A 20,403-nucleotide genomic window follows, 5' to 3' on the forward strand; every position below is an offset into this window, starting at 1 on the left:
GACCGGCGGACGGGCCGCGTGCGAGGATCGCCCGCGTGAGCCGCGCCGAGACCATCGCCGAGATCCCGACCGGACCCGTGGCCGTCCCCGCCGTCGTCCGCGCGCTCGCGGGGGACGACGGCGTCACGCCGGTCTGGCGCAACACCGTCGGCGGGCTGACGTTCCGGCTCGACCCCCGCGGCGGCGAGGCCGCCGGACCGGTCCGGTACGCGAAGTGGGTCCCGGCGGGCGTCCCCGAGATCGACCTGGCCGCGGAGGCCGAGCGGCTCGCGTGGGTCGGCGACCGGACCCCGGTGCCGCGCGTGCTCGACCAGGGCGCGGACGACGACGGCTCGTGGCTCGTGACGCGGGCCGTCGCGGGGCGGTCGGCGGTCGAGGCGCGCTGGGCGGGCGACCCGGCGGTCGCGGCGACCGCGATCGGCCGCGGGCTGCGTGCGCTGCACGAGGCGCTCCCGGTCGCTTCGTGCCCCTTCACCTGGTCCGTCGCGCAGCGCGTGGCGCAGGCCGACGACCGCCTCGCGCGCGGGCACGGGCCCGACGAGTGGTTCCCCGAGCACCGTGGTCTGGCCGTCGCCGAGGCGCGCGCCCGGCTCGACGACGCTCCCCCGGTCGACCGCCTCGTCGTGTGCCACGGGGACGCGTGCGTGCCGAACACGCTCCTGCACGACGACGGCACGTTCGCCGCGCACGTCGACCTCGGCTCGCTCGGGGTCGCGGACCGCTGGGCTGACCTCGCCGTCGCGGCGTGGAGCACGGAGTGGAACTACGGCTCCGGGTACGACGGCCACGTCTACGCGGGCTACGGCGTCGAGCCCGACCCGGAGCGCATCGCGTACTACCGGCTGCTCTGGGACCTGTCCTGACGGCGGGGCGCGGTACCGCCGCGGACGCGGTCAGCGCCGACGCGGCTGGTGGGCGGCGACGCCCTGCTCGGCGAGCGCGGCGGTCTCCGCGATCCGGCGGGCCCGGGTCTCGGGCCGCTTCGCCTCGACGATCCAGCCGAGGATCGAGCGCCGCACGCCGGGCGTGAAGGCGTCGAAGCGGGCCCGCGCGTCGGGGCGCTCGCCGAGCGCCGCGGCGAGGTCGTCGGGGACGACGAGCGCCTCCGCGTCGTCGTGCCGGGTCCAGGACCCGTCCGCCCGGGCGGCCTCGACGACGGCGCGCCCCGCGTCCGTCAGGCGCCCGTCCGCCTCGACGCGCGCGACCCGCTCCTTGCTGAGGCGCGTCCACCGGGAGCCGGGACGGCGGCGCGTGAACCACAGCGCGTGCCGGTCCTGGTCGACGGTCGCGGCCTGCCCGTCGATCCAGCCGTAGGACAGCGCCTCCTCGATCCACGGCTCGTACCCGAACGTCGGCCGGCCGCTCTCGCGGCGCCACGTGAGGAGCCAGACCCCGGGCTCGGCGTCGTCGTGGTGCGCCGCGAGCCACGCCCGCCACTCCGCGGGGGTCTGCGCGTGGAACGCGGGCCGGCCCTGGTACTCCTCGGTCACGGTGGCGCCTCCGTCGTCGGTCGGGGCACCAGCGTGCCCGGTCCGCCGCGGAGGCGCCAGGGTGCCGGCCCGGGAGGCGCCCCGTCGGCGCCTCCCGGGTCGGTCGTGCGTCGTGCGGTCAGGAGCAGGACGGGACGGTGACGACCTGTTCGACCGTCTGGGCGCCGTCCGCCCCCGTCGCCGTGACGGTGACGGCCAGGTCGCCCGTCGCGAACCGCGCGGCGAACGACTGGTACGCGCTCGCGCCCGGCGCGACGCCGGTGAACGACCTCGTCCCGAGCGACGACGCGAGCTCGACGTCGACGGCCGCGTCGGAGACGTTCACCGCGCGCACCGCGACGTAGGGCTTGCCGGCGAGGCAGCGCAGGCTGACCTCGACCTCGACGAGCACGACGTCGGCCGGCTCCTCCAGGGCGTCGACGGCACCCTGGAGCGCGAGCCGCGCGTCGCGCAGCGCCGCGTCGGACGCCGCCGCGTCGTCGAGCGTCCCGGTCGCCGCGGCGAGCGCCGTGCGGAAGGCCTGCCAGGACTCGGGGCTGTACCCCTCGTCGGTCAGGGTCTCCGCGCTCGCCACGAGGTTCTCGAGCCGACGGCGCTCGGCGGGCACGAGCTGGTCGGTCGCCAGGCCGAGGCGCCGGGCCCGCTCGTCGGCCTGCGCCTGGGTGGCGCCGGCGTCGGCGAGCACGGAGCGTGCCGCCGCGAGCTCGCGCGTGAAGACGCGCGCGTCGATCCGGCCGTACCGCGCGATCTCCGCCTCGGGCGTCCCGGCCGCGCCGACCACCGCCGCGAGCGCCGCGGTGTCGGTCGGCGGGACCTCGACGTCGTACGCGTCCGTGAAGAAGCGCATGCTGTCGAGGTTCGCGACGTACGGGTGGTCGGCGTACGCCTCGGTCGACAGGCGCACCCACACCTGGTGCTTGCCACGCACCGTGCTCGGCAGGTCGACGACGGCGGTCCCGTCCGTGGTCCAGCTCGACCCGGTGCTCGGCAGCGGGACGGTGACGAACGGCTCGCCCGGGTTGGCCGGGTCGAACGCGTCGAGGTACACCGACAGGGCCGAGTTCTTCCCGGACCGGTTCGCGTTGTGCACGTAGCGCACGGAGAGCTGGTCGAGCGCGGCGGAGCCGAGATCGATCTCGCCGTACGCGAGCCAGTCGCCGTCCGCGGTGCCGCCGACGTTCGTCACCGGCCCGCTCGTCCACGTCGAGCTCTCGTTCTTCAACCCGCGGCCGGAGTTCGACGTCCAGGCCTCGGACTCGACGACGACCGACGTCGGGCCGCCCGGCGCGAACGTCAGGCTGTCGAGGTTCGCGACGTACGGGTGGTCGGCGTACGGCTCGGTGGACAGGCGCACGAACACCTCGTGCGTCCCCTGCACCGTCTCGGGCAGGACGACGGTCGCGGTCCCGTCCGCGGTCCAGCTCGACCCGGTCGTCGGCAGCGGCACGGTGACGAACGGCTCGCCCGGGTTCGCCGGGTCGAACGCGTCGAGGTACACCGACAGCGCGGAGTTGTTCCCGGACCGGTTGGAGTTGTGCACGTAGTGGACCGACAGCTCGCCGAGCGGGAGCTCACCCAGGTCGACCTCGCCGTAGGCGAGCCAGTCGCCGTCCGCGGTGCCGCCGACGTTCGTCACCGGACCGCTCGTCCACGTCGAGGACTCCTTCTTGAGCCCGCGACCGGAGCTCGCGGTCCAGTCCTCGGCCTCGATCGTCACCGTCGGGGACTCGCCCGGCTGGCCCGGGGCTGCCGGGTCCTCGGCGCTGAAGCGGAACCAGTCGAAGTTGCCGACCCAGCTCCGGCCCGACGGCGCGAGGAGCTCGAACGTCACGGCCTGCGCATCGACGAGCGCCTGCACGTCGCCGAGCTCCGCCGTCACCTCGGCGTACCTGCCCCAGCCGCTCGTGCCCTTCAGGTCGACGGTCGCGACCACGGGGCCGCCCACGTCGCCCGCGTGCACGCGCACGGTGCTCGGCGTGTCCGTCGGGGCGAAGCTCGTGTCGTACCGGACCGTGAGGAAGCGCGGCGGGGTGTCCCCGGCGGCGGTCTCGAAGGTCATGTCGCGGTACTGCACCCACGACCCGGAGCGCACGCCGCCGAGGTTGCCGGACGAGCTGTTCGCCTCGTTCTTCAGTTCCCCGCCCGACCACGCCTCGGACTGCTCGGCCTCGAGCGTGCGGTACCCGCCGCCCGTGAGGTCGAGCGCGTCGGCCGCCGCACCGAGCCGGTCGGCCGCGAACCGCAGCGCGATGCTCGTCGCGGCCTCGTCACCGAGGGCCTCCTGCGCCTTCGTCAGCGCGGTGGAGAACCGGTCGAACGTCACCGAGGAGTAGTTCCCGTGCCGCACGAGCACGGCGTCGTCGACGAGCGCGGCGAGCGCGTCGCGCTCGGCGGACGCCACGGACAGCCGCAGGGGCGAGCGCACCGAGACGCCCTGTCCCTGGAGCGACGCCGCGGCGACGCCGTCGGCGAGCGCGGCGTCGCGCAGGTGCACGAAGAAGCGCGCGTCGGCGGACGCCGTCCCCGTCAGGGAGACGGTCAGCGCGGTCGGCGACGCGACCGTCACCGCCGCCGTGACGCCGTCGGGCAGCCCGACGACGCTCGCCGCCCCGCTCGTGACGAGGTCCGTGCCGGCGGGCGCGGCGAGGCGGGCGCCGTCGAGCGTGAGCGTCACGGTCGCGTCGAGCGCGCCGCCGTCGCCGGTCGGCACGGTGGTCGGGTCGGCGCTGACGCGCGGTCCCTCGGCCGGCTCGTCGGTCGCGGTGCTCATCGAGAACGCGGGCGCGGTGTCCGTGCCCCAGTCGCTCGGCTGCTCGCCCATGCGGAACGCGAGGTCCGCGCCCCCGACCACGGTCGCGTAGTCGACCCACGTGTTGCCGAACGTCGCGCCGTCGAGGGTCGCGGACTGGACGTAGAACGCGTCCTCCGAGACGCCGTCGGCCGTGACCGTGAAGGCGCTGCCGTCGTCGTAGGTGATGGTCGTCGAGTCGAAGAACGGCGACCCGACCTGGAACTGGGACGAGCCGGCGGTCACCGGGAACAGGCCGACGGCCGCGGCGACGAACATCGTCGACATCGTGCCCGCGTCGTTGTCCATCGTGGGGAGCATCCCGCGCGGGTCGAGCTGGTAGACCTTCGTCTTCACGGGCGGCGTGAACTCGCCGCCGCCGCTCGGCACGGCGCTCGAGGAGCCCGTCGCGATGTACCGGTTCCAGGTCTCCTTCGTGTAGATCGCGCGCGCCCACTTCTGCGTGAGGCTCGGCTCGCCCGTGTAGTTGAACAGGTACGGCGCCTGGAGGTCGATCTCGTTGGCGTTCGAGTGGAGCATGGCCTTCCCGTCGTCCGGCGCGTGCTCCCCGAACATGTGGCGCATCGCGAGCCGCGCCGCCTCGGGGCCGCCCATCGCCTCGACGAGCGCGTCCATGTCGTACGCGTCGTACCAGTGGTACTGCCAGAGCGTGCCCTGGTAGAGGCTCGCGGCCTCGAACTTCGCGTAGTCGGCGCTCTGCCACGAGCCGTCGGCCGCACGCGGGGTGAGGAGGCCGACCGGGGTGCCGTCGGCCGCGGTCCACGCGCCCGGCTTCGTGAGCCTGTCGATCGGCCACGACGCCTGTTCGCGCAGCGTCTCGGCCTCGTCGGTCAGCCCCAGCTCGTCCGCGATCACGGAGAGGCCGTACTGGTCGTAGCCCCGCTGCACCGACGCGCCGGGGTTGCCCGCCACGTAGCCGCGCCGGAGCTCGTCCGCGCTGTACTGCCCCACGAGCCGTTGCAGCGCCGGGTACGCCTCGTCGAGGCGGTCGAACCCGTCGAAGCCCTTGGCGATCGCGTCCGCGACCACGACCGACGACCGCTCCCAGCGCACCGTCGGGACGGAGTGCACGAACCCGCCGAGCCCGCCGCCGGTCCCCGTCGCCTCGGCGTCCGCGAACAGGTAGATCAGCGACTGCACCATGTCCCGGTACAGCGCCGGGTCGATGTACGCGATGACGGAGAACTTGCGGAAGTCGTCCCACGTGGCCCACGAGTCGTAGTACGTGAAGCCCTGCGCGGCGTGCACCGCGCCGTCGACGCCGCGGTACGTGCCCGAGGTGCTCGTCGCGTTCATCGGCATGGCGAACATGCGGTAGAGGTGCGTGTAGAAGAGCTGCTGGAGCTCGCCCGTCGGGTCCGTCGCCGTCGACGCGTCGATCGCGACCCGCCCGAGCGTCGCGTTCCACTCCGCGCGCGTGCGGTCGCGGATCGCGTCGAACGACAGGTCGCCGAGCTCGACCTGCTGGTCGATCCGCGCCTGCTCGACGCTCACCGGGGACAGCGTGACCTGGAGCCCGATCTCCCCCGCGTCGGCCGCGTCGAACGTGAGGATCGCGCCGGTGTCGACGCCGTCCTGGGTCGTGGCGTCGACGAGCCGGTCGTCGTCGCCCCACGTCTGCACCGTCGCGGGCTGGAGCGTGCGCGCGGTGTAGTACAGCGTGTAGGCCGCGTTGTAGAAGTACCCCGTGACCTGTCCGGACAGCTCCACGGTGCCGTCCGCGCGCGTCTCGGCCTGCACCGACGACGACCGGCGGCTCGTGTTGTTCGTCTCGAGGTCCACGACGAGGCTCGGCGTCGAGCCCGCGGGGAACGCGTAGCGGTGCACGCCTGAGCGCGTGGTCGCCGCGACCTCGGCCTCGATCGTGCCCGGCGCGCCGGTGATCGCGCCGTCCTTGCCCGCGACGTTGCCGAGCCCGACGGAGTAGAAACCGGGACCCGCCTGCTCGTCGTCGTGCGAGAACGGGTGCGCGTACGTGCCCGTGCCGGGGCGCGCCGTGTACGACCCGGACGTCGGGACCACGAGGAGGTCGCCGCCGCCGCCGGAGCCCCCGACCCCGTCGAGGTTGGTGTGCGTGAAGCCCGAGATCTTCGACTGCGCGTAGTCGTACCCGGTGTTGTTCCGGCCCGGGGTCGTGCGCGGGTTGACCTTCGCGAGGCCGTTCGGCGCCTGCGCGGCAGGCATGTCGTTGCCGTAGTCGCCCTCGGTGCCGACGAAGACGTCGACCAGGGACGCGTAGTCGGTCGACGGCGGCTCGGGGGCGGCGCTCGCGGCGGTCGCGGGCGCGAGGCCGACGACGGCGAGCGCCACGGCGAGCGCGCCCGCGACCAGCCGCGGGGCGGGCCGGCGCGGGCGGTCCGGGGTCGTGGTGCCGGGGGTCAGGGGTCTCGGGTGCAGGGTTCGGGGGGTCGGCAGGCTGGGGGCCATGGTGTCCTCGGGCAGGGGCCGGCGGCGGGGGCGCCGCGGTGGCCGGGTTCGGTCGGGGGTGAGGTGGCGCGGGCGGGCGGGGGCGGCCCCGCGCCACCCTGTCAGGGGCACGTGACGAGCAGGTGATCTGCGGGTGGCCGCACGGGGTGCTCCCTCCGTCCCACGGCGGCGTGGGCTCGGTGGTCGTCGGTGACGCGGAGGCTGGACGCACGTCCAGTGCACGTCCGGGCCTACCCTCGCACACGTTGACAGCGCTATCAACCCCCTTCTCGGTCCCCCGGGCCCCCCGCAGCGCCGGTCCGGCGACCGGCCTCCGCGACACCTGACAGACTCGTCCCGTGACCACCACGACCGGCCGCACCCCGGCTCTCCTCGCGCACGTGCCCGCCCCGACGGGCAAGGCCCCCGACCCGGACGCGCTCTACGAGGGGTTCACCACGTGGGCGACGGAGCAGGGCCTCGAGCTCTACCCCCACCAGAGCGAGGCGCTCATCGAGCTGGTCACCGGCTCGCACGTCATCCTCTCGACGCCCACCGGGTCGGGGAAGTCGCTCGTCGCGATGGGGGCCCAGTTCGCGGCGCTCGCCGCGCACCGCTCGGGTCGCGGCGGCAGGACCTACTACACGGCGCCGCTCAAGGCGCTCGTCAGCGAGAAGTTCTTCGCGCTCGTCGCGGCGTTCGGCTCCAAGAACGTGGGCATGACGACGGGCGACTCCGCCGTGAACCCCGACGCGCCGATCATCTGCTGCACGGCCGAGATCCTCGCGAACATCGCGCTGCGCCGCGGCGGAGAGAACGCCGGTGCGGACGACGAGGACGCGATCTCCCAGGTCGTCATGGACGAGTTCCACTTCTACGCCGACCCGCAGCGCGGCTGGGCGTGGCAGGTGCCGCTGCTCGAGCTGCCGAACACCCAGTTCCTGCTCATGTCCGCGACGCTCGGCGACACGACCCGGTTCGTCGAGGAGCTCGAGGAGCGCACCGGCCGGCCCGTCGCCGAGGTGACCACCGCGCAGCGGCCGGTCCCCCTGCACTTCAGCTACGTCGTCGAGCCGCTCACCGAGGTCATCGAGGAGCTCGTCAGCACGCGCCGCGCGCCCGTGTACGTCGTGCACTTCACCCAGAAGGACGCGGTCGAGCGCGCGCAGTCCCTGCTGTCGATGAACGTCGCGACGAAGTCCGAGAAGGAGGCGATCGCCGCCGAGCTCGGCGACTTCCGCTTCGGCACCGGGTTCGGCAAGACGCTCAGCAAGTTCCTGCGCCACGGCGTCGGCGTGCACCACGCGGGCATGCTGCCCAAGTACCGGCGCGTCGTCGAGCGCCTCACGCAGGCGGGCCTGCTCAAGGTCGTGTGCGGCACGGACACGCTCGGCGTCGGCATCAACGTGCCGATCCGCACCGTGCTGCTCACGAGCCTCGTGAAGTTCGACGGCGAGCGCATGCGCCACCTCACAGCGCGCGAGTTCCACCAGATCGCGGGGCGCGCGGGCCGCGCCGGGTACGACACCGTGGGCGAGGTGCTCGTCATGGCGCCCGAGCACGTCATCGAGAACCGCAAGATGCTCGCCAAGGCGGGCGACGACCCGAAGAAGCTCAAGAAGATCGTTCGCAAGAAGGCGCCGCAGGGCTCGGTCAACTGGACCGACGCGACGTTCGAGCGTCTGCGCGACGCCGAGCCCGAGCCGTTGACGAGCCACTTCACCGTCACGCACGCCATGGTGCTCAACGTCCTCGCGCGCACCGCGCAGCACGGTCGCGGCGGCCAGGCCGACGCGAGCGACCCGCGTCGCGACCCGGTCGAGGCCATGCGCCACCTGCTCCTCGCGAACCACGACACCGAGTCGCAGCGCCGCGAGCACGTGCGCCAGACGTTCCGCATCTACCGCTCGCTGCGCGTCGCGGGGATCGTCGAGCGCGTGCGCGTCCCCGACCCGTCGCGCCCCGCGGGCTACCGCCCGAGCGTGCGCCTCGTCGGCGACCTGCCGCGCGAGTTCGCGCTCAACCAGCCGCTGTCGCCGTTCGCGCTCGCGGCCCTGGACCTGCTCGACGTCGAGGGCGCGACCCACGCGCTCGACGTCGTCTCCGTCATCGAGGCGACGCTCGACGACCCGCGCCAGGTCCTCTACGCCCAGCAGAACGCCGCCAAGGGCGAGGCCGTCGCCGCGATGAAGGCCGAGGGGTACGAGTACGAGGAGCGCATGGCGCTGCTCGAGGAGATCACGTGGCCCAAGCCGCTCGAGGAGCTGCTCGCGCCCGCGTTCGCGATGTACAAGCGGTCCAACCCGTGGGTCGCGGACGCCGAGCTCTCCCCCAAGTCCGTGGTCCGCGACATGGTCGAGCGCGCCATGACGTTCGCGGAGTTCGTGTCCGTCTACGGGCTCGAGCGCACGGAGGGCGTGGTGCTGCGCTACCTCGCGGACGCCTACCGCGCGCTGCGCCAGGTCGTCCCCGAGGAGCACCGCACCGAGGAGGTGCAGGAGATCGTCGAGTGGCTCGGCGAGCTGGTGCGCGGCGTCGACTCGTCGCTCCTCGACGAGTGGGAGCGCCTGGCGCACCCGGTCGACGACGACGCGGACACCGAGGTGGGCGACGGCCCGCTCTCCGGGGCGGGGGCCGAGGCGCCGACCCGTCCCGTCACGGGCAACCCGCGCTCGTTCCGCCGCCTCGTGCGCAACGCCCTGTTCAAGCGCGTGGAGCTCGCCGCGCGCGAGGACTACCGCGCGCTCGGTGCGCTCGACGGCGGCGCGGGCTGGGACGCGGACGCGTGGGGCGACGCGCTCGACCCGCTCTTCGAGGACCAGGGCGACGACGCGATCGGCATCGGGCCCGGGGCCCGCTCCGCGGCGCTGTTCCGCGTCGTCGAGGCGGGCGCCGAGCTGCCCGCGGGCCACGAGGGCCCGACGGCGGAGCACGCCCCCGGCGGCGTGGTGCCCGCGGGCACGTGGCTCGTGCGGCAGGTGCTCGACGACCCGGCGGGCGACCACGACTGGGCCGTCACGGCGAGCGTCGACCTCGCGGCGAGCGACGAGGCGGGCGAGCCCGTGGTGACGGTGCTCGCCGTCGGGCCGCTGTAGGCCGGGCGAGACCGGGGGGCGCGCCGGCCCCCGCCCTCACTCGACCGGCAGGAGCCCGCGCCGCCCGAAGACCTCCTTCGCGACCGCGGTCGCGTTGAGCGCGCGTGGGAAGCCGCAGTACACCGCCGACTGGAGGAGCGCCTCGACGATCTCGCGCGGCGTCAGCCCGACGTCGAGCGCGGTCCCCACGTGGATGTCGAGCTGCGCCTCGCACCCGCCGAGCGCGGCGAGCATCCCGAGCGTGACGAGCTGGCGGTCCCGCGGTCCCAGGTGCGGGCGCGCGTACATCTCGCCGTATGCCCACGCCGAGATCTGGTGCTCGAGCTCGGGCGAGACGTCGGCGAGCGCCTCGGCGATGGCGGCGGGCGCCGCCTCGTTGACCGCGCCGAACACCGCCCGCCCGTGCTCGTAGCGCTCCGCGCGCGTCGTCGGCCGGTCGTCCGTGGAGTTCCCCTGCGTCACGCGGAGCAGGGTAGAGGACGCGGGGCGGTCGCGGTCGACGGTCTCGCGGCCCGGGTCGCGCCGCGCCGGTCGCGTCCTACGGTGAACCCATGAGCGACGCACCCCCGCGCACCGGTCGGCACCCCGGCGAGCCCCACCACCCGGAGAGCACGGGCTCGCGGCTCAACCGGCTCCGGGCCGGGGTGCTCGGCGCGAACGACGGCATCGTCTCGACGGCGGGCGTCGTCGTGGGCGTCGCGGCGACGAGCACGTCGATCCCCGTCATCGCGACGGCGGGCGGCGCGGCGCTGCTCGCGGGCGCGCTCTCCATGGCGGCGGGCGAGTACGTCTCGGTGAGCACGCAGCGCGACACCGAGAAGGCGCTCCTCGCGACCGAGCGCCGCGAGCTCGCGGAGATGCCGGACGCGGAGCTCGACGAGCTCGCCGGCATCTACGAGGCGAAGGGCCTGACGCCCGACCTCGCACGCCAGGTCGCCGTCCAGCTCACCGAGCGCGACCCGCTGGCCGCGCACGCCGACGCCGAGCTGCACATCGACCCCGACGAGCTCACGAGCCCGTGGGAGGCCGCGGTCGCGTCGATCGTGTCGTTCACCGTCGGTGGCCTGCTGCCGCTCGCGGCGATCCTCCTGGCCCCGGCGACCATCCGCATCCCGCTGACCTTCGTCGCCGTCGTGCTCGCGCTCGTCCTCACCGGCTGGGGGTCGGCGCGCCTGGGCAACGCGCCGACGCGCCGCGCGACGGTCCGGACCGTCGTCGGCGGCGCGGTCGCGATGGGCGTGACGTACGCGATCGGCTCGTTGCTCGACGTGAACGTCTGACCGGAGTGCCGGGCCCGGGACGGTCGGGGGGGCTCCGGGCGCCCGCGCGGCGCCTTGGGTAGGGTGTGGCCCATGTCGAGCCCTGAGGCATCCACTCCGGGGGCTTACGGTCACACCGTCAGCCCCCAGGACCGCTGAGCCTCTCAGCGCTGCCTTCCGCCCCCCGCTGCGTGCGGGTGCCGTGCCGGACGCTGCCCTCCGGGCGCTGACCGTGGTGTGACGAGACGCCTCCTGCTCGTCCTCTCGCACCCCGGAGCCCTCGATGCCTCGTGCCCTGTACCTGCTCGCCCTGGCGGTCTTCGCCATGGGCACCTCGGAGTTCATGCTCGCCGGCCTGGTGCCGGACATCGCCGCCCGCCTCGACGTCCCGGTGGGGACGGCGGGCCTGCTGACGTCGGCCTTCGCCGTCGGCATGGTCGTCGGCGCGCCGGTCATGGCGGCCTCGGCCCGCCGCCTGCCGGTGCGGGCGACGCTGCTCGGCTGCGTCGCGCTGTTCGCCCTCGCCCACGTCGTCGGCGCGGTCACCCCGAGCTTCGCGGCGCTCGTCGCGGTCCGGGTGGTGGCGGCCTTCGCCAACGCGGGGTTCCTCGCCGTCGCGCTCAGCACGGCGGCGACGCTCGTGCCCGCGGACCGCACGGGGCGCGCCGTCGCCGTGCTCCTGTCGGGCACCACCGTCGCGATGGTCGCGGGCGTCCCGGCCGGGGCGCTCCTCGGCGCCGCGTGGGGCTGGGAGTCGACCTTCTGGGCCGTCGCTGTCCTCTGCCTGCCCGCCGCGCTCGGGATCGCGCGCGGCCTCCCCGCGCGCGGGCCCGAGCGCGCGGCCCTGCCGTCCGTCGACGCACCGTCGCTGCGGACGGAGCTGGCACAGCTCGTCTCGCCCCCGCTCGGCCTGACGATGGTGTCTGCCGCGCTGGTCAACACCGGCACCTTCGCGACGCTCACGTTCCTCGCTCCGCTGGTGACCGACGTCGCCGGGCTGAGCCGGTGGTGGGTGCCCGTCGCGCTCGTGCTCTTCGGGGTCGGCTCCTTCGTCGGCGTCACCGTCGCGGGCCGGACGTCCGACCGCATCCCCGGGGTCGTGGTCGCCGTGGGCGGCGTCCTGCTGCTGGGGGGCTGGGTCGCCCTGGCCGTCTTCGCCGCCGTTCCGGTGGCGCTGCTCTGCCTCGTGCTGGTGCAGGGCGTCCTGGGCTTCGCGGTCGGCAGCACGTTGATCGCGCAGGTGCTCCGCGCGGCGTCGGGCGCACCGACGCTGGGCGGCTCCTTCGCGACGGCGGCGCTCAACGTCGGCGCGGCCGTGGGACCGGCCGCCGCCGCAGCGACCATCGCCACCGGGCTCGGCGACCGCGGGCCGGTGTGGGTCGCCGTGGCGGCGACGGCGCTCGCCCTGGTGCCGGTGGCCGTCCTGCGTCGCGCGACCGGCCCCGCGACGGCCCGCGCCCCCCGCTGACCCGTGCGGGCGCTCCCCCGCGTCCGCTGCGGCAGAATCGGGCCGTGGCCAAGAAGTCGAAGTCCTCCGCGCACGCCGGCACGCCCGCGGTCGCCCTCCTCGAGCGCGAGGGGGTCGCGCACACGCTCCACCCGTACGAGCACGACCCGTCGAGCGAGCTGTCCTTCGGGCTCGAGGCGGCCGCGGCCATCGGGGTGCCCGCGGAGCAGGTGTTCAAGACGCTGCTCGCCGTGGTCGACGGCGGCCCGCTCGTGGTGGGGATCGTGCCGGTCGACCGACAGCTCGACCTCAAGGCGCTCGCCAAGGCCGCAGGCGGCAAGAAGGCGAGCATGGCCGAGCCCGCCGCGGCCGAGCGCGCGACGGGCTACGTCGTCGGCGGGATCTCGCCGCTGGGCCAGAAGCAGCCCCACCGCACGTTCCTCGACGACAGCGCGCTCGCGTTCGACGCCGTCTACGTCTCGGGCGGGCGCCGCGGGCTCGACGTGGGTCTGGCGCCCGCGGACCTGCTGCGCCTCACGACGGGCACGGCCGCCCCGATCGCGCGGTAGGCGGTCCGTCAGCGCTGGTAGAAGGTGTACCGCGCGTCGGTCGGGACGATGTCCTTGCCGAGCGGCAGGAGCGAGACGGGGATCATCTTGAGGTTGGCGATCCCGAGCGGGATCCCGATGATCGACACGAACAGCGGGATCGCGGTGACGACGTGCCCGATCGCGAGCCAGATCCCCGCCACGAGCACCCAGATGACGTTCCCGATCGTCGACCAGGCGCCCGCGGTCGGCTTGTCGACTACCGTGCGGCCGAACGGCCACAGCGCGTAGCCCGCGATGCGGAACGACGCGATCCCGAACGGGATGGTCACGATCAGGATGCAGCAGATGATCCCCGCCACGACGTAGCCCAGCGCGAGCCACAGCCCGGCGAACACGAGCCAGATGATGTTGAGCAGCGTCTTCACGGCACCGTCCTTTCCCCACCATTCTCGCCGATCGAGGGGTCGGTGCGGATCGGGGACCACCCTGAGACGACCCGGATCCCGGACCGTGCGGCCGACCTAGACTGGCCGCATGCCCCTCCCCGAGCCGTCGTCCGTGCTGCCCGCGCAGATCGCGCAGAACCTCGCCCGGGTGCGGACCCGGGTGGACGACGCCGCGCGCGCGGCCGGGCGTGCGGCGTCGGACGTGCGGCTGCTCGTGGCGACGAAGACCCAGCCTGCCGACGCGGTCCGCGCGGTGGTCGAGGCGGGCGCGGACCTCATCGGCGAGAACCGCGTGCAGGAGCTCGTCGCGAAGGCGCCCGACCTCGCCGACCTCGTCGCCGCGGGGCGGGTCGAGGTCCACATGATCGGCCACCTCCAGCGCAACAAGGTCAACCAGGTCCTCGCCACCGCGACCGGCGTCGAGAGCGTGGACTCGCTCGCGCTCGCCGAGGCGCTCGCGGCGCGCTGCGCGCGCGACGGCCGCGTGCTCGACGTCCTGGTGCAGGTCAACGTCTCGGGCGAGGAGTCGAAGTCGGGCGTGCGGCCCGACGACGCGCCCGCCCTCGCGACGGCGGTCGCCGCGCTCGACGGGCTGCGGCTCGCGGGCTTCATGACGATCGGCGCGAACTCGCCCGACGAGGCCGTGGTGCGCGCGGGCTTCGCGCGCCTGCGCGCCGTGCGCGACGCCGTCGTGGGGTCGGGCGTGCCGGGGACCGCGGACGCCCGTGCGCTGTCCATGGGCATGAGCGGCGACCTGGAGCTCGCGGTCGCCGAGGGCGCGACGATCGTCCGCGTCGGCACCGCCGTCTTCGGCCCCCGCCCCACCCCGCCGAGATAGAGCCCCGGTCGGCCGAGGGAGAGGCCCGGTCGGCCGAGGGAGAGGCCTGGTCGCGACCACGGCTCTACCTCGCGGTACCCGGCCTCTCCCTCGGCGGGTTCGTCAACGCGCGGGGAGAGCGCCCAGGCGCGCGAGCGCGCCGCGGACGCCGGCCACGCCGTCGCCGGCCAGCGCCTCGCGCGCGGCGTCGGCCTCGACGCCCGCGAGCAGCATCACCAGCGCGACGTGCACCTCGCCGTCGGCCGCGCGCAGCACGTCCTCGCACTCCGCCGAGCCCAGCCCGGTCGCCTGCACGAGCATCCGGACGATGCGTGCGCGCAGCTTCTGGTTGGTCGGGCGCACGTCGATCATGAGGTTCGAGTACGTCTTGCCGAGGCGGATCATCGTCGCGGTCGAGAACGTGTTGAGCACGAGCTTCTGAGCCGTCGCCGCCTTCATGCGCGTGGAGCCCGTGACGACCTCGGGGCCCGTGTCGACGAGGATCGCGACGTTCACCCCGGCCGCGAGCGGCGCGTCGGGGTTGGCCGAGACGAGCACCGTGCGCGCCCCGCGCTCGCGCGCGACGTCGAGCGCCCCGCGCACGTACGGGGTGCGGCCGCTCGCCGCGAGACCGACGACGACGTCGAGCGGGCCGACCGCGTCGACGTCGGCGCGCCCGAGCGCCACGTCGTCCTCCGCCCCTTCGACGGCCAGCATCATCGCGCCCACGCCGCCGGCGAGGTGCGCGACGAACCACTCCTCGCCCACGCCGTACGTCGGCAGGAGCTCGACGGCGTCGAGCACGCCGAGGCGGCCCGACGTGCCCGACCCCACGTAGTGCACGCGGCCGCCGGAGCGCAGCGCCTCCACGGCGAGGTCGACGGCCTGCGCGATGCGACCGCGCTGGGCCCGCACCGCGTCCGCGACGACGGCGTCCTCCTCGGTGATGAGCCGGACGACGTCCGCCGTCGGGAGCAGGTCGACGTCGGTCGTGCGCGGGTTGCGCTCCTCGGTCGGCGAGGCGAGGCGCACCAGCTCCTGCCACTCGTCGGGGCTCGAGGTGGTGCTCGCAGCCCCGCTCGGAGTGCCGCTCGTGGCGACGGTCGGGTCGGTCATCGGGAGGTTCCCTTCGTCGGGTCCGGCAGCGGACCCTGGGTGCGCGGGCCCGGGTGCAGGCCGTGCGGGGTGTTGGCGAGCGCCAGACGGCGCACCGGGCCGCTCGCGGCGGGCCACGGCAGCGGCGTGGGCGGGGTGAGCGAGCCGAGGACGACCGCGCGGCGGGCGCCCGTCGCCCGACGGCGGTGCTCGCCGGCGGCGGTGCCCGGCAGCCCGTGGGCCGACAGGAAGCCGAGGAGCGCGAAGAGGTACGCCTCCTTCGCGTCGACCGGCAGACCGAGCGCCTCGGACGTCACGACCTCGCACGCGTGCGGCACGCGCTCGGCGAGCGCCGCGCGCAGCCGGTCGAGGAGCACGGGGTTGCGCGCTCCCCCGCCGGACGCGACGACGCGGCGCACGTCCCGGCCCGCGAGCGCGTCGGCGACGCTGACCGCGGTGAGCTCGGTGAGCGTCGCGACGAGGTCGGGGCCGGTGAGCCCCGGGCGCACGGACGCGAGCCGGCGGGCCGTGTACGTCGTGTCGAAGAGCTCACGGCCCGTCGACTTCGGGGCCGGCGCGGCGAAGTACGGGTCGTCGAGCAGGGCGGCGAGCGCCACCGGGTCGACCGTGCCCTGCGCGGCGAGCTCGCCGTCCTTGTCGTACGCGAGACGGCCGTCGGTGAGCGCCGCGACCGCGACGTCGAGCAGGCAGTTGCCCGGGCCCGTGTCCCAGCCGGTGACCGGGTCGTCGACGCGCCCCACGAGGGACACGTTCGCGATCCCCCCGATGTTGAGCGCCGCGGTGAGCCCGGCGTCCGTGTCGTCGGCGCCCGCGTCCTCGCGCCCGAGCCAGAGCGCGTCGAGCACGCTGACGAGCGGCGCGCCGTGGCCGCCGGCCGCGACGTCGGCCACGCGGAAGTCGCTGATGACCGGGCGCTTGACGTGCTCGGCGACCCACGCGGCGTTGCCGAGCTGGAGCGTGCCGCGGGCCCGCGCCCCGACGACCCAGTGGTAGATCGTCTGGCCGTGGGACGCGACGAGGTCGACGTCGCCGCCGGCGACGTCGTCGATCGCGCGCCGACCGGCGCGCCCGAGCTCCTGCCCGATGAGGGTGTCGAGCTGGGCCACCTCGGCCACGTCGACGGCGGCGGGCGGCAGCGCCTTGAGGATGCGCTCGCGCAGGGCGCGCGGCCACGCGTACTCCGTGTGGCCGAGGGGCCGCATGCGCAGCACGCCGTCGTCGCCGAGCGTGAGGTCGGCCGCGGCCGCGTCGATCGCGTCGACCGACGTGCCGGAGGACAGTCCGAGGACGATCACCGCTCTCCCTCCCCCGCCGCGCCGACGGTCAGGTCGGCTCGACGCGTCTCCGGGTCCGGGCTCGTGCGCGGGCCCACGACCCCCTGCAGCAGCGCGACGGCGGCGCGCGCGTTGGCGCGCCCCGTCCCGCACGCGACGACGACCGTGCGGTCCGCGCCGAACCACGCCCCGACGGCGCCGGGGAACCCGGTGTGCACGACGGCGGCGTCGGGCCGCGCGGCGAGCAGCTCGGTGAGCCGCTCGTGCTCGCCCGAGCCGGGGACCGGCTCGCGCGTGAGGACGACGAGCGGGCGGTCGGCCGCGCGCACGGCGTCGAGCGTGCGCGCCCACGCCTCGGCGTCGGCCGGGCGCAGGTGCCGCACGTCGGGGCCGAACGCGTCGTCGAGCGCGCGCTGGACGTGCTGCGCGGTGCGGCCCGCGGCGTGGTCGAACCGCAGGCGCAGGTCGACGACGTCGGGCGCCGCGGTCACGGGCGCGTGCTCCGGTGCGGGACCGGCGAACCGGACGGCGCGCGCCGCGACGCGGGCGCCCAGCCGGTCGAGGGCGTCGAGCGCGGCGCGCGCGGACTCCGGCGAGGGGACGACGCCGCTCGCGGCCTGGCGCGCGCGCACCGCGGCGAGGGTGCGCGCCGTGCGTGCGGCGGACGCGTGCAGGCGCTCGACCGTGACCCGGCCGGACGCGACGGCGTCCACGAGCGCGCGCTGCGCCTGGCGGAACAGGACCTCGTCGTCGCGCCCGACGGTCGTGCCCAGGCACAGCAGGTCGGCGCCCGCCTCGACCGCGCGGACCGCGACCTCGCCGATGCCGTGCGGCGCGGCGTCGTCGGCACGGGACGAGGAGCCTGCGTCGTCCGCCGCGAACGTCGCGACCGCGCCCATGTCGAGCGCGTCGGTGACGATCGGGCCGTCGAACCCGAGCTCGCGCACGAGCGCGCCGACGGCGGGCTCGAGCGTCGCGGGCAGCGCGCCGAGCGCGGGGACGACGACGTGCGCCGTCATCACGGCGTCGAGCAGCGCGTCGCCAGCCTCGTCGTCCGGTGCCATGGTCACGACGAACGAGGGCAGGTCGCGCGCACGGAGCTCGTCGAGGCTCGCGTCCACGACCGGGAGGGCGAGGTGCGAGTCGACGTTCGTCGCGCCGTGCCCCGGGAAGTGCTTGCCGCACGCACCCGCGCCGCCCGCGTGCAGGCCGCGGACGAACGCCGCGCCGTGGCGGGCGACGAGCGCCGGGTCCGCGCCGAACGAGCGCACGCCGATCACGGGGTTGTCGGGGTCGGAGTTCACGTCGAGGTCGGGCGCGAGGTCGAGGTCGATGCCCGTCGCCGTGAGCAGACGACCGAGCGCGGCGCCGACCTCCTCGGTGACCGCGACGTCGTCGACCAGCCCGAGGGCCGCGTTGCCGGGCAGGCTCGAGCCGGTCGCCGCCTCGAGCCGGGACACGTCCCCGCCCTCCTCGTCGACCGCGACGAGCAGGTCGGGCGACGCGCCGCGCAGGCGCGCGGTGAGCCGCGCGGTGGTCGCGACGTCGGGCGTGTTGTGCCCGAACAGCACGACCCCGGCCAGGCCGTCGCGCGCCGCGTCGACGAGCCACGCCGGCAGGTCGTCCGTGCCGGTGAACCCGGGCAGGAGCACGCCGTTCACGGCGCGCACCACGTCGGCCGCGCGCTGCGCCCCGGTCGGGGCCGCGGTCAGGGGCGTCGCGCCGCTCATCCCTTCACCGACCCGGCGGTGAGGCCCGAGGACAGGTTGCGCTGCACGAGGACGAAGAACACGAGCACGGGCAGCGTGATGATCGTCGACGCGGCCATGACGGCGCCCCAGTCGGTCGTGTTCTCGCCGAAGAACTTCTGCAGCCCGATCGGCACGGTGTACTTGCTCGACTGCTGGAGGAACGTCAGCGCGAAGATGAACTCGTTCCACGCGGTGATGAAGGAGAAGACGCTCGTCGCGACGACCCCGGGCGCGACGAGCGGCACCAGGACCTTCCAGAACATGCGCCCCCAGGACGCGCCGTCGAGGAACGCCGCCTCCTCGAGCTCGACCGGGACCGCCGCGACGAAGCCGCGCAGCGTCCAGATCGCGAAGGGCAGCGCGAACGCGAGGTACACGACCGCCAGGCCCAGGAGCGAGTTGAGCATGTTGAGGTTGCGCATCTGGATGAACAGCGGGATGACGAGCGCCTCGAGCGGCACCATCTGCACCATGAGGATGAGCACGAGCATCGACTTGCGGAACCGGAAGCGGAACCGGCTCACCGCGACGGCGGCGAGCAGCGCCACGACCGACGACGCGAGCACCGTGCCGAGCGCGACGAGCACCGAGTTGCGCAGGTAGTGGCCGAACCCGCCGTCGTCGATCACGGTGACGAAGTTGTCCCACGTGACCCCGGCGGGCAGGAGCCGGGCGCCGCGCGTCGCGGCCTCCGGGTCGATCGCCGAGGAGAACATCCAGTAGGCGGGGAAGAGCGAGAAGGCGAGGAGGGCGACGATCCCCACGGTCTTGGCCGCCGCGACGCCGGGACGACGGCGGCGGGCGCGCAGCACCTGCTCGGTGCGGGCGCCGGGCCCGGGGGTGGCGCGGGTGTCGACGACGGCGGCGCTCACAGCTCCTCCTCCTTGAACAGGGTGCGCATGTACACGAGCGTGATGCCGAGCAGGATGAGCGTGAGCAGGACCGCGATGGCCGCGCCCATGCCGTACTTGCCCTGCGCGAACGACTGGATGTACGACCACACGCCGAGGTTGAAGACGTCCTTGTTCCCGCCGTTGCCGCCGGGCATGAGGTAGATCTGCGTGAAGACCTTGAAGTCCCAGATGGTCGACAGGATCGTCACGACCGCGAACACGGGGCGCAGGATGGGCGCGGTGATGGCCCAGAACCGGCGCCACGCCGTCGCGCCGTCGACCTTGGCGGCCTCGTGCAGCTCGTGCGGGATCGTCATGAGCCCCGCGAGCACGGTGATCGCGACGAACGGGAACCCGTGGTGCACCACGTTGAGCGTCGCGATCGCGTAGAACGACAGGCGCTCCGTGAACCAGTTGACCGTGCCGGGCTCGATCGCGCCCACGCCCTCGAGCACCGAGGCGACGAGGCCGTTCAGCGGGTCGAAGATCCACACCCACACGTACGTGCCCGTGATCGCGGGGACCGCCCAGGCGACCATGATCGCCGTCGCGCCGACGCCCCGCCAGAACCCGCCGAGCGTGTTGAGGAACAGCGCGACCGCCGTCCCGAGCGCGACCGTGAGCACGACGCACGCGAGCGCGAACAGCACGGTGTTGGGCAGGACCGTGGTCCACAGGTAGCTGTCGCCGAGCAGGTCGGCGTAGTTCTGGAGCCCGATCCAGTTCGACTCGCCGCTCGCGATCTGCCGCAGGCCGTAGTCCTGCAGCGAGAGCAGCACGACGCGCACGAGCGGCCACAGGAGCAGGACGCCGAGGACGACGAGTCCCGGTGCCAGCAGCAGCCAGGGGCGCAGCGGGGAACGGTGGCCGAGGCCCGTGCGGCGCCGTCGTGCGGCGGTCGGCACGGTGCTCGACGGCGGCCGGTCGGCCGGGGCGGCCGGGGCCGGCGAGGCGCCGGGCGCGGCTCGAAGGTCTGCCATGGGAGAGGTCCTGTCGCGGGGTGCGGGGCGTGGTGCGGGCGCCGACGGTCGGGGTGCCGGCGGAGGGCG

15 protein-coding genes are annotated in these 20,403 nt (G+C 74.9%); 6 read left to right on the forward strand and 9 right to left on the reverse strand.

Features of this window, described 5'->3' with window-relative positions; all coding sequences use genetic code 11:
* Positions 1–35 precede the first annotated feature (35 nt).
* Positions 36–863 (forward strand): aminoglycoside 3'-phosphotransferase, encoded by an 828-nt coding sequence (locus tag B9L22_RS16610; protein ID WP_086151198.1) that lies wholly within the window; start codon positions 36–38, stop codon positions 861–863.
* Between the two features lie 30 nt (positions 864–893).
* Here B9L22_RS16610 and B9L22_RS16615 read toward each other — a convergent pair whose 3' ends face one another.
* Together B9L22_RS16615 and B9L22_RS16620 are read right to left on the reverse strand one after the other, a co-directional pair.
* Positions 894–1,490, reverse strand: coding sequence for a YdeI family protein (locus B9L22_RS16615; RefSeq protein ID WP_086151199.1), 597 nt, complete (start codon positions 1,488–1,490; stop codon positions 894–896).
* Positions 1,491–1,608: 118 nt separating this feature from the next.
* Positions 1,609–6,726, reverse strand: coding sequence for a glycoside hydrolase domain-containing protein (locus tag B9L22_RS16620; RefSeq protein ID WP_086151200.1), 5,118 nt, complete (start codon positions 6,724–6,726; stop codon positions 1,609–1,611).
* A gap of 338 nt (positions 6,727–7,064) precedes the next feature.
* Here B9L22_RS16620 and B9L22_RS16625 point away from each other — a divergent pair, with 338 nt between their 5' ends.
* Positions 7,065–9,800 carry an RNA helicase gene (locus tag B9L22_RS16625; RefSeq protein WP_086151201.1) on the forward strand — a complete coding sequence of 912 codons (2,736 nt, stop codon included), beginning with the start codon at positions 7,065–7,067 and terminating at the stop codon, positions 9,798–9,800.
* Positions 9,801–9,836: 36 nt separating this feature from the next.
* On the opposite strand, the gene B9L22_RS16630 is transcribed toward B9L22_RS16625, so the two are convergent.
* Positions 9,837–10,262, reverse strand: coding sequence for a carboxymuconolactone decarboxylase family protein (locus B9L22_RS16630; RefSeq protein ID WP_085388710.1), 426 nt, complete (start codon positions 10,260–10,262; stop codon positions 9,837–9,839).
* Between the two features lie 89 nt (positions 10,263–10,351).
* Between B9L22_RS16630 and B9L22_RS16635 the strand changes: the two genes are divergently transcribed.
* The 3 genes from B9L22_RS16635 to ybaK all read left to right on the forward strand — a co-directional run bounded on the left by B9L22_RS16635 (position 10,352) and on the right by ybaK (position 13,075).
* On the forward strand, positions 10,352–11,080 hold the full coding sequence (locus B9L22_RS16635) for a VIT family protein (RefSeq protein ID WP_086151202.1): 729 nt from the start codon (positions 10,352–10,354) through the stop codon (positions 11,078–11,080).
* A gap of 262 nt (positions 11,081–11,342) precedes the next feature.
* Positions 11,343–12,527: a Cmx/CmrA family chloramphenicol efflux MFS transporter gene (locus B9L22_RS16640; protein ID WP_086151203.1), complete on the forward strand. Its 1,185-nt coding sequence runs from the start codon at positions 11,343–11,345 to the stop codon at positions 12,525–12,527.
* A 44-nt stretch (positions 12,528–12,571) separates the two neighbouring features.
* Positions 12,572–13,075, forward strand: a complete 504-nt coding sequence (ybaK, locus tag B9L22_RS16645) for a Cys-tRNA(Pro) deacylase (protein WP_086151204.1) — start codon at positions 12,572–12,574, stop codon at positions 13,073–13,075.
* Positions 13,076–13,083: 8 nt separating this feature from the next.
* Here ybaK and B9L22_RS16650 read toward each other — a convergent pair whose 3' ends face one another.
* A complete protein-coding gene (locus tag B9L22_RS16650) occupies positions 13,084–13,482 on the reverse strand; it encodes a YccF domain-containing protein (protein ID WP_021483390.1) in 399 nt (132 codons plus the stop codon).
* A gap of 109 nt (positions 13,483–13,591) precedes the next feature.
* On the opposite strand from B9L22_RS16650, the gene B9L22_RS16655 reads away from it, so the two are divergent.
* Positions 13,592–14,341 carry a YggS family pyridoxal phosphate-dependent enzyme gene (locus B9L22_RS16655; protein WP_086151205.1) on the forward strand — a complete coding sequence of 250 codons (750 nt, stop codon included), beginning with the start codon at positions 13,592–13,594 and terminating at the stop codon, positions 14,339–14,341.
* A gap of 102 nt (positions 14,342–14,443) precedes the next feature.
* Here B9L22_RS16655 and B9L22_RS16660 read toward each other — a convergent pair whose 3' ends face one another.
* The 5 genes from B9L22_RS16660 to B9L22_RS16680 are packed head-to-tail and all read right to left on the reverse strand — an operon-like array spanning position 14,444 to position 20,334.
* The gene (locus B9L22_RS16660) at positions 14,444–15,436 is read right to left on the reverse strand and encodes an N-acetylmuramic acid 6-phosphate etherase (protein WP_086151206.1); all 993 of its coding nucleotides are present in this window, start codon (positions 15,434–15,436) and stop codon (positions 14,444–14,446) included.
* Positions 15,433–16,731: an anhydro-N-acetylmuramic acid kinase gene (locus tag B9L22_RS16665; RefSeq protein WP_086151207.1), complete on the reverse strand. Its 1,299-nt coding sequence runs from the start codon at positions 16,729–16,731 to the stop codon at positions 15,433–15,435. The genes B9L22_RS16660 and B9L22_RS16665 overlap by 4 nt, the downstream gene beginning before the upstream one ends.
* The gene (locus B9L22_RS16670) at positions 16,728–18,440 is read right to left on the reverse strand and encodes a glycoside hydrolase family 3 N-terminal domain-containing protein (RefSeq protein WP_086151208.1); all 1,713 of its coding nucleotides are present in this window, start codon (positions 18,438–18,440) and stop codon (positions 16,728–16,730) included. The genes B9L22_RS16665 and B9L22_RS16670 overlap by 4 nt, the downstream gene beginning before the upstream one ends.
* Positions 18,437–19,273, reverse strand: a complete 837-nt coding sequence (locus B9L22_RS16675; RefSeq protein ID WP_369824859.1) for a carbohydrate ABC transporter permease — start codon at positions 19,271–19,273, stop codon at positions 18,437–18,439. The genes B9L22_RS16670 and B9L22_RS16675 overlap by 4 nt, the downstream gene beginning before the upstream one ends.
* Positions 19,274–19,329: 56 nt before the next feature.
* Entirely contained in the window at positions 19,330–20,334 is a 1,005-nt protein-coding gene (locus B9L22_RS16680; protein ID WP_085387622.1) for a carbohydrate ABC transporter permease, read from the reverse strand.
* Between the last annotated feature and the right edge of the window lie 69 nt (positions 20,335–20,403).

This window comes from Cellulosimicrobium sp. KWT-B (assembly GCF_002127155.1).
In the GTDB taxonomy this organism is placed as follows: domain Bacteria; phylum Actinomycetota; class Actinomycetes; order Actinomycetales; family Cellulomonadaceae; genus Cellulosimicrobium; species Cellulosimicrobium funkei.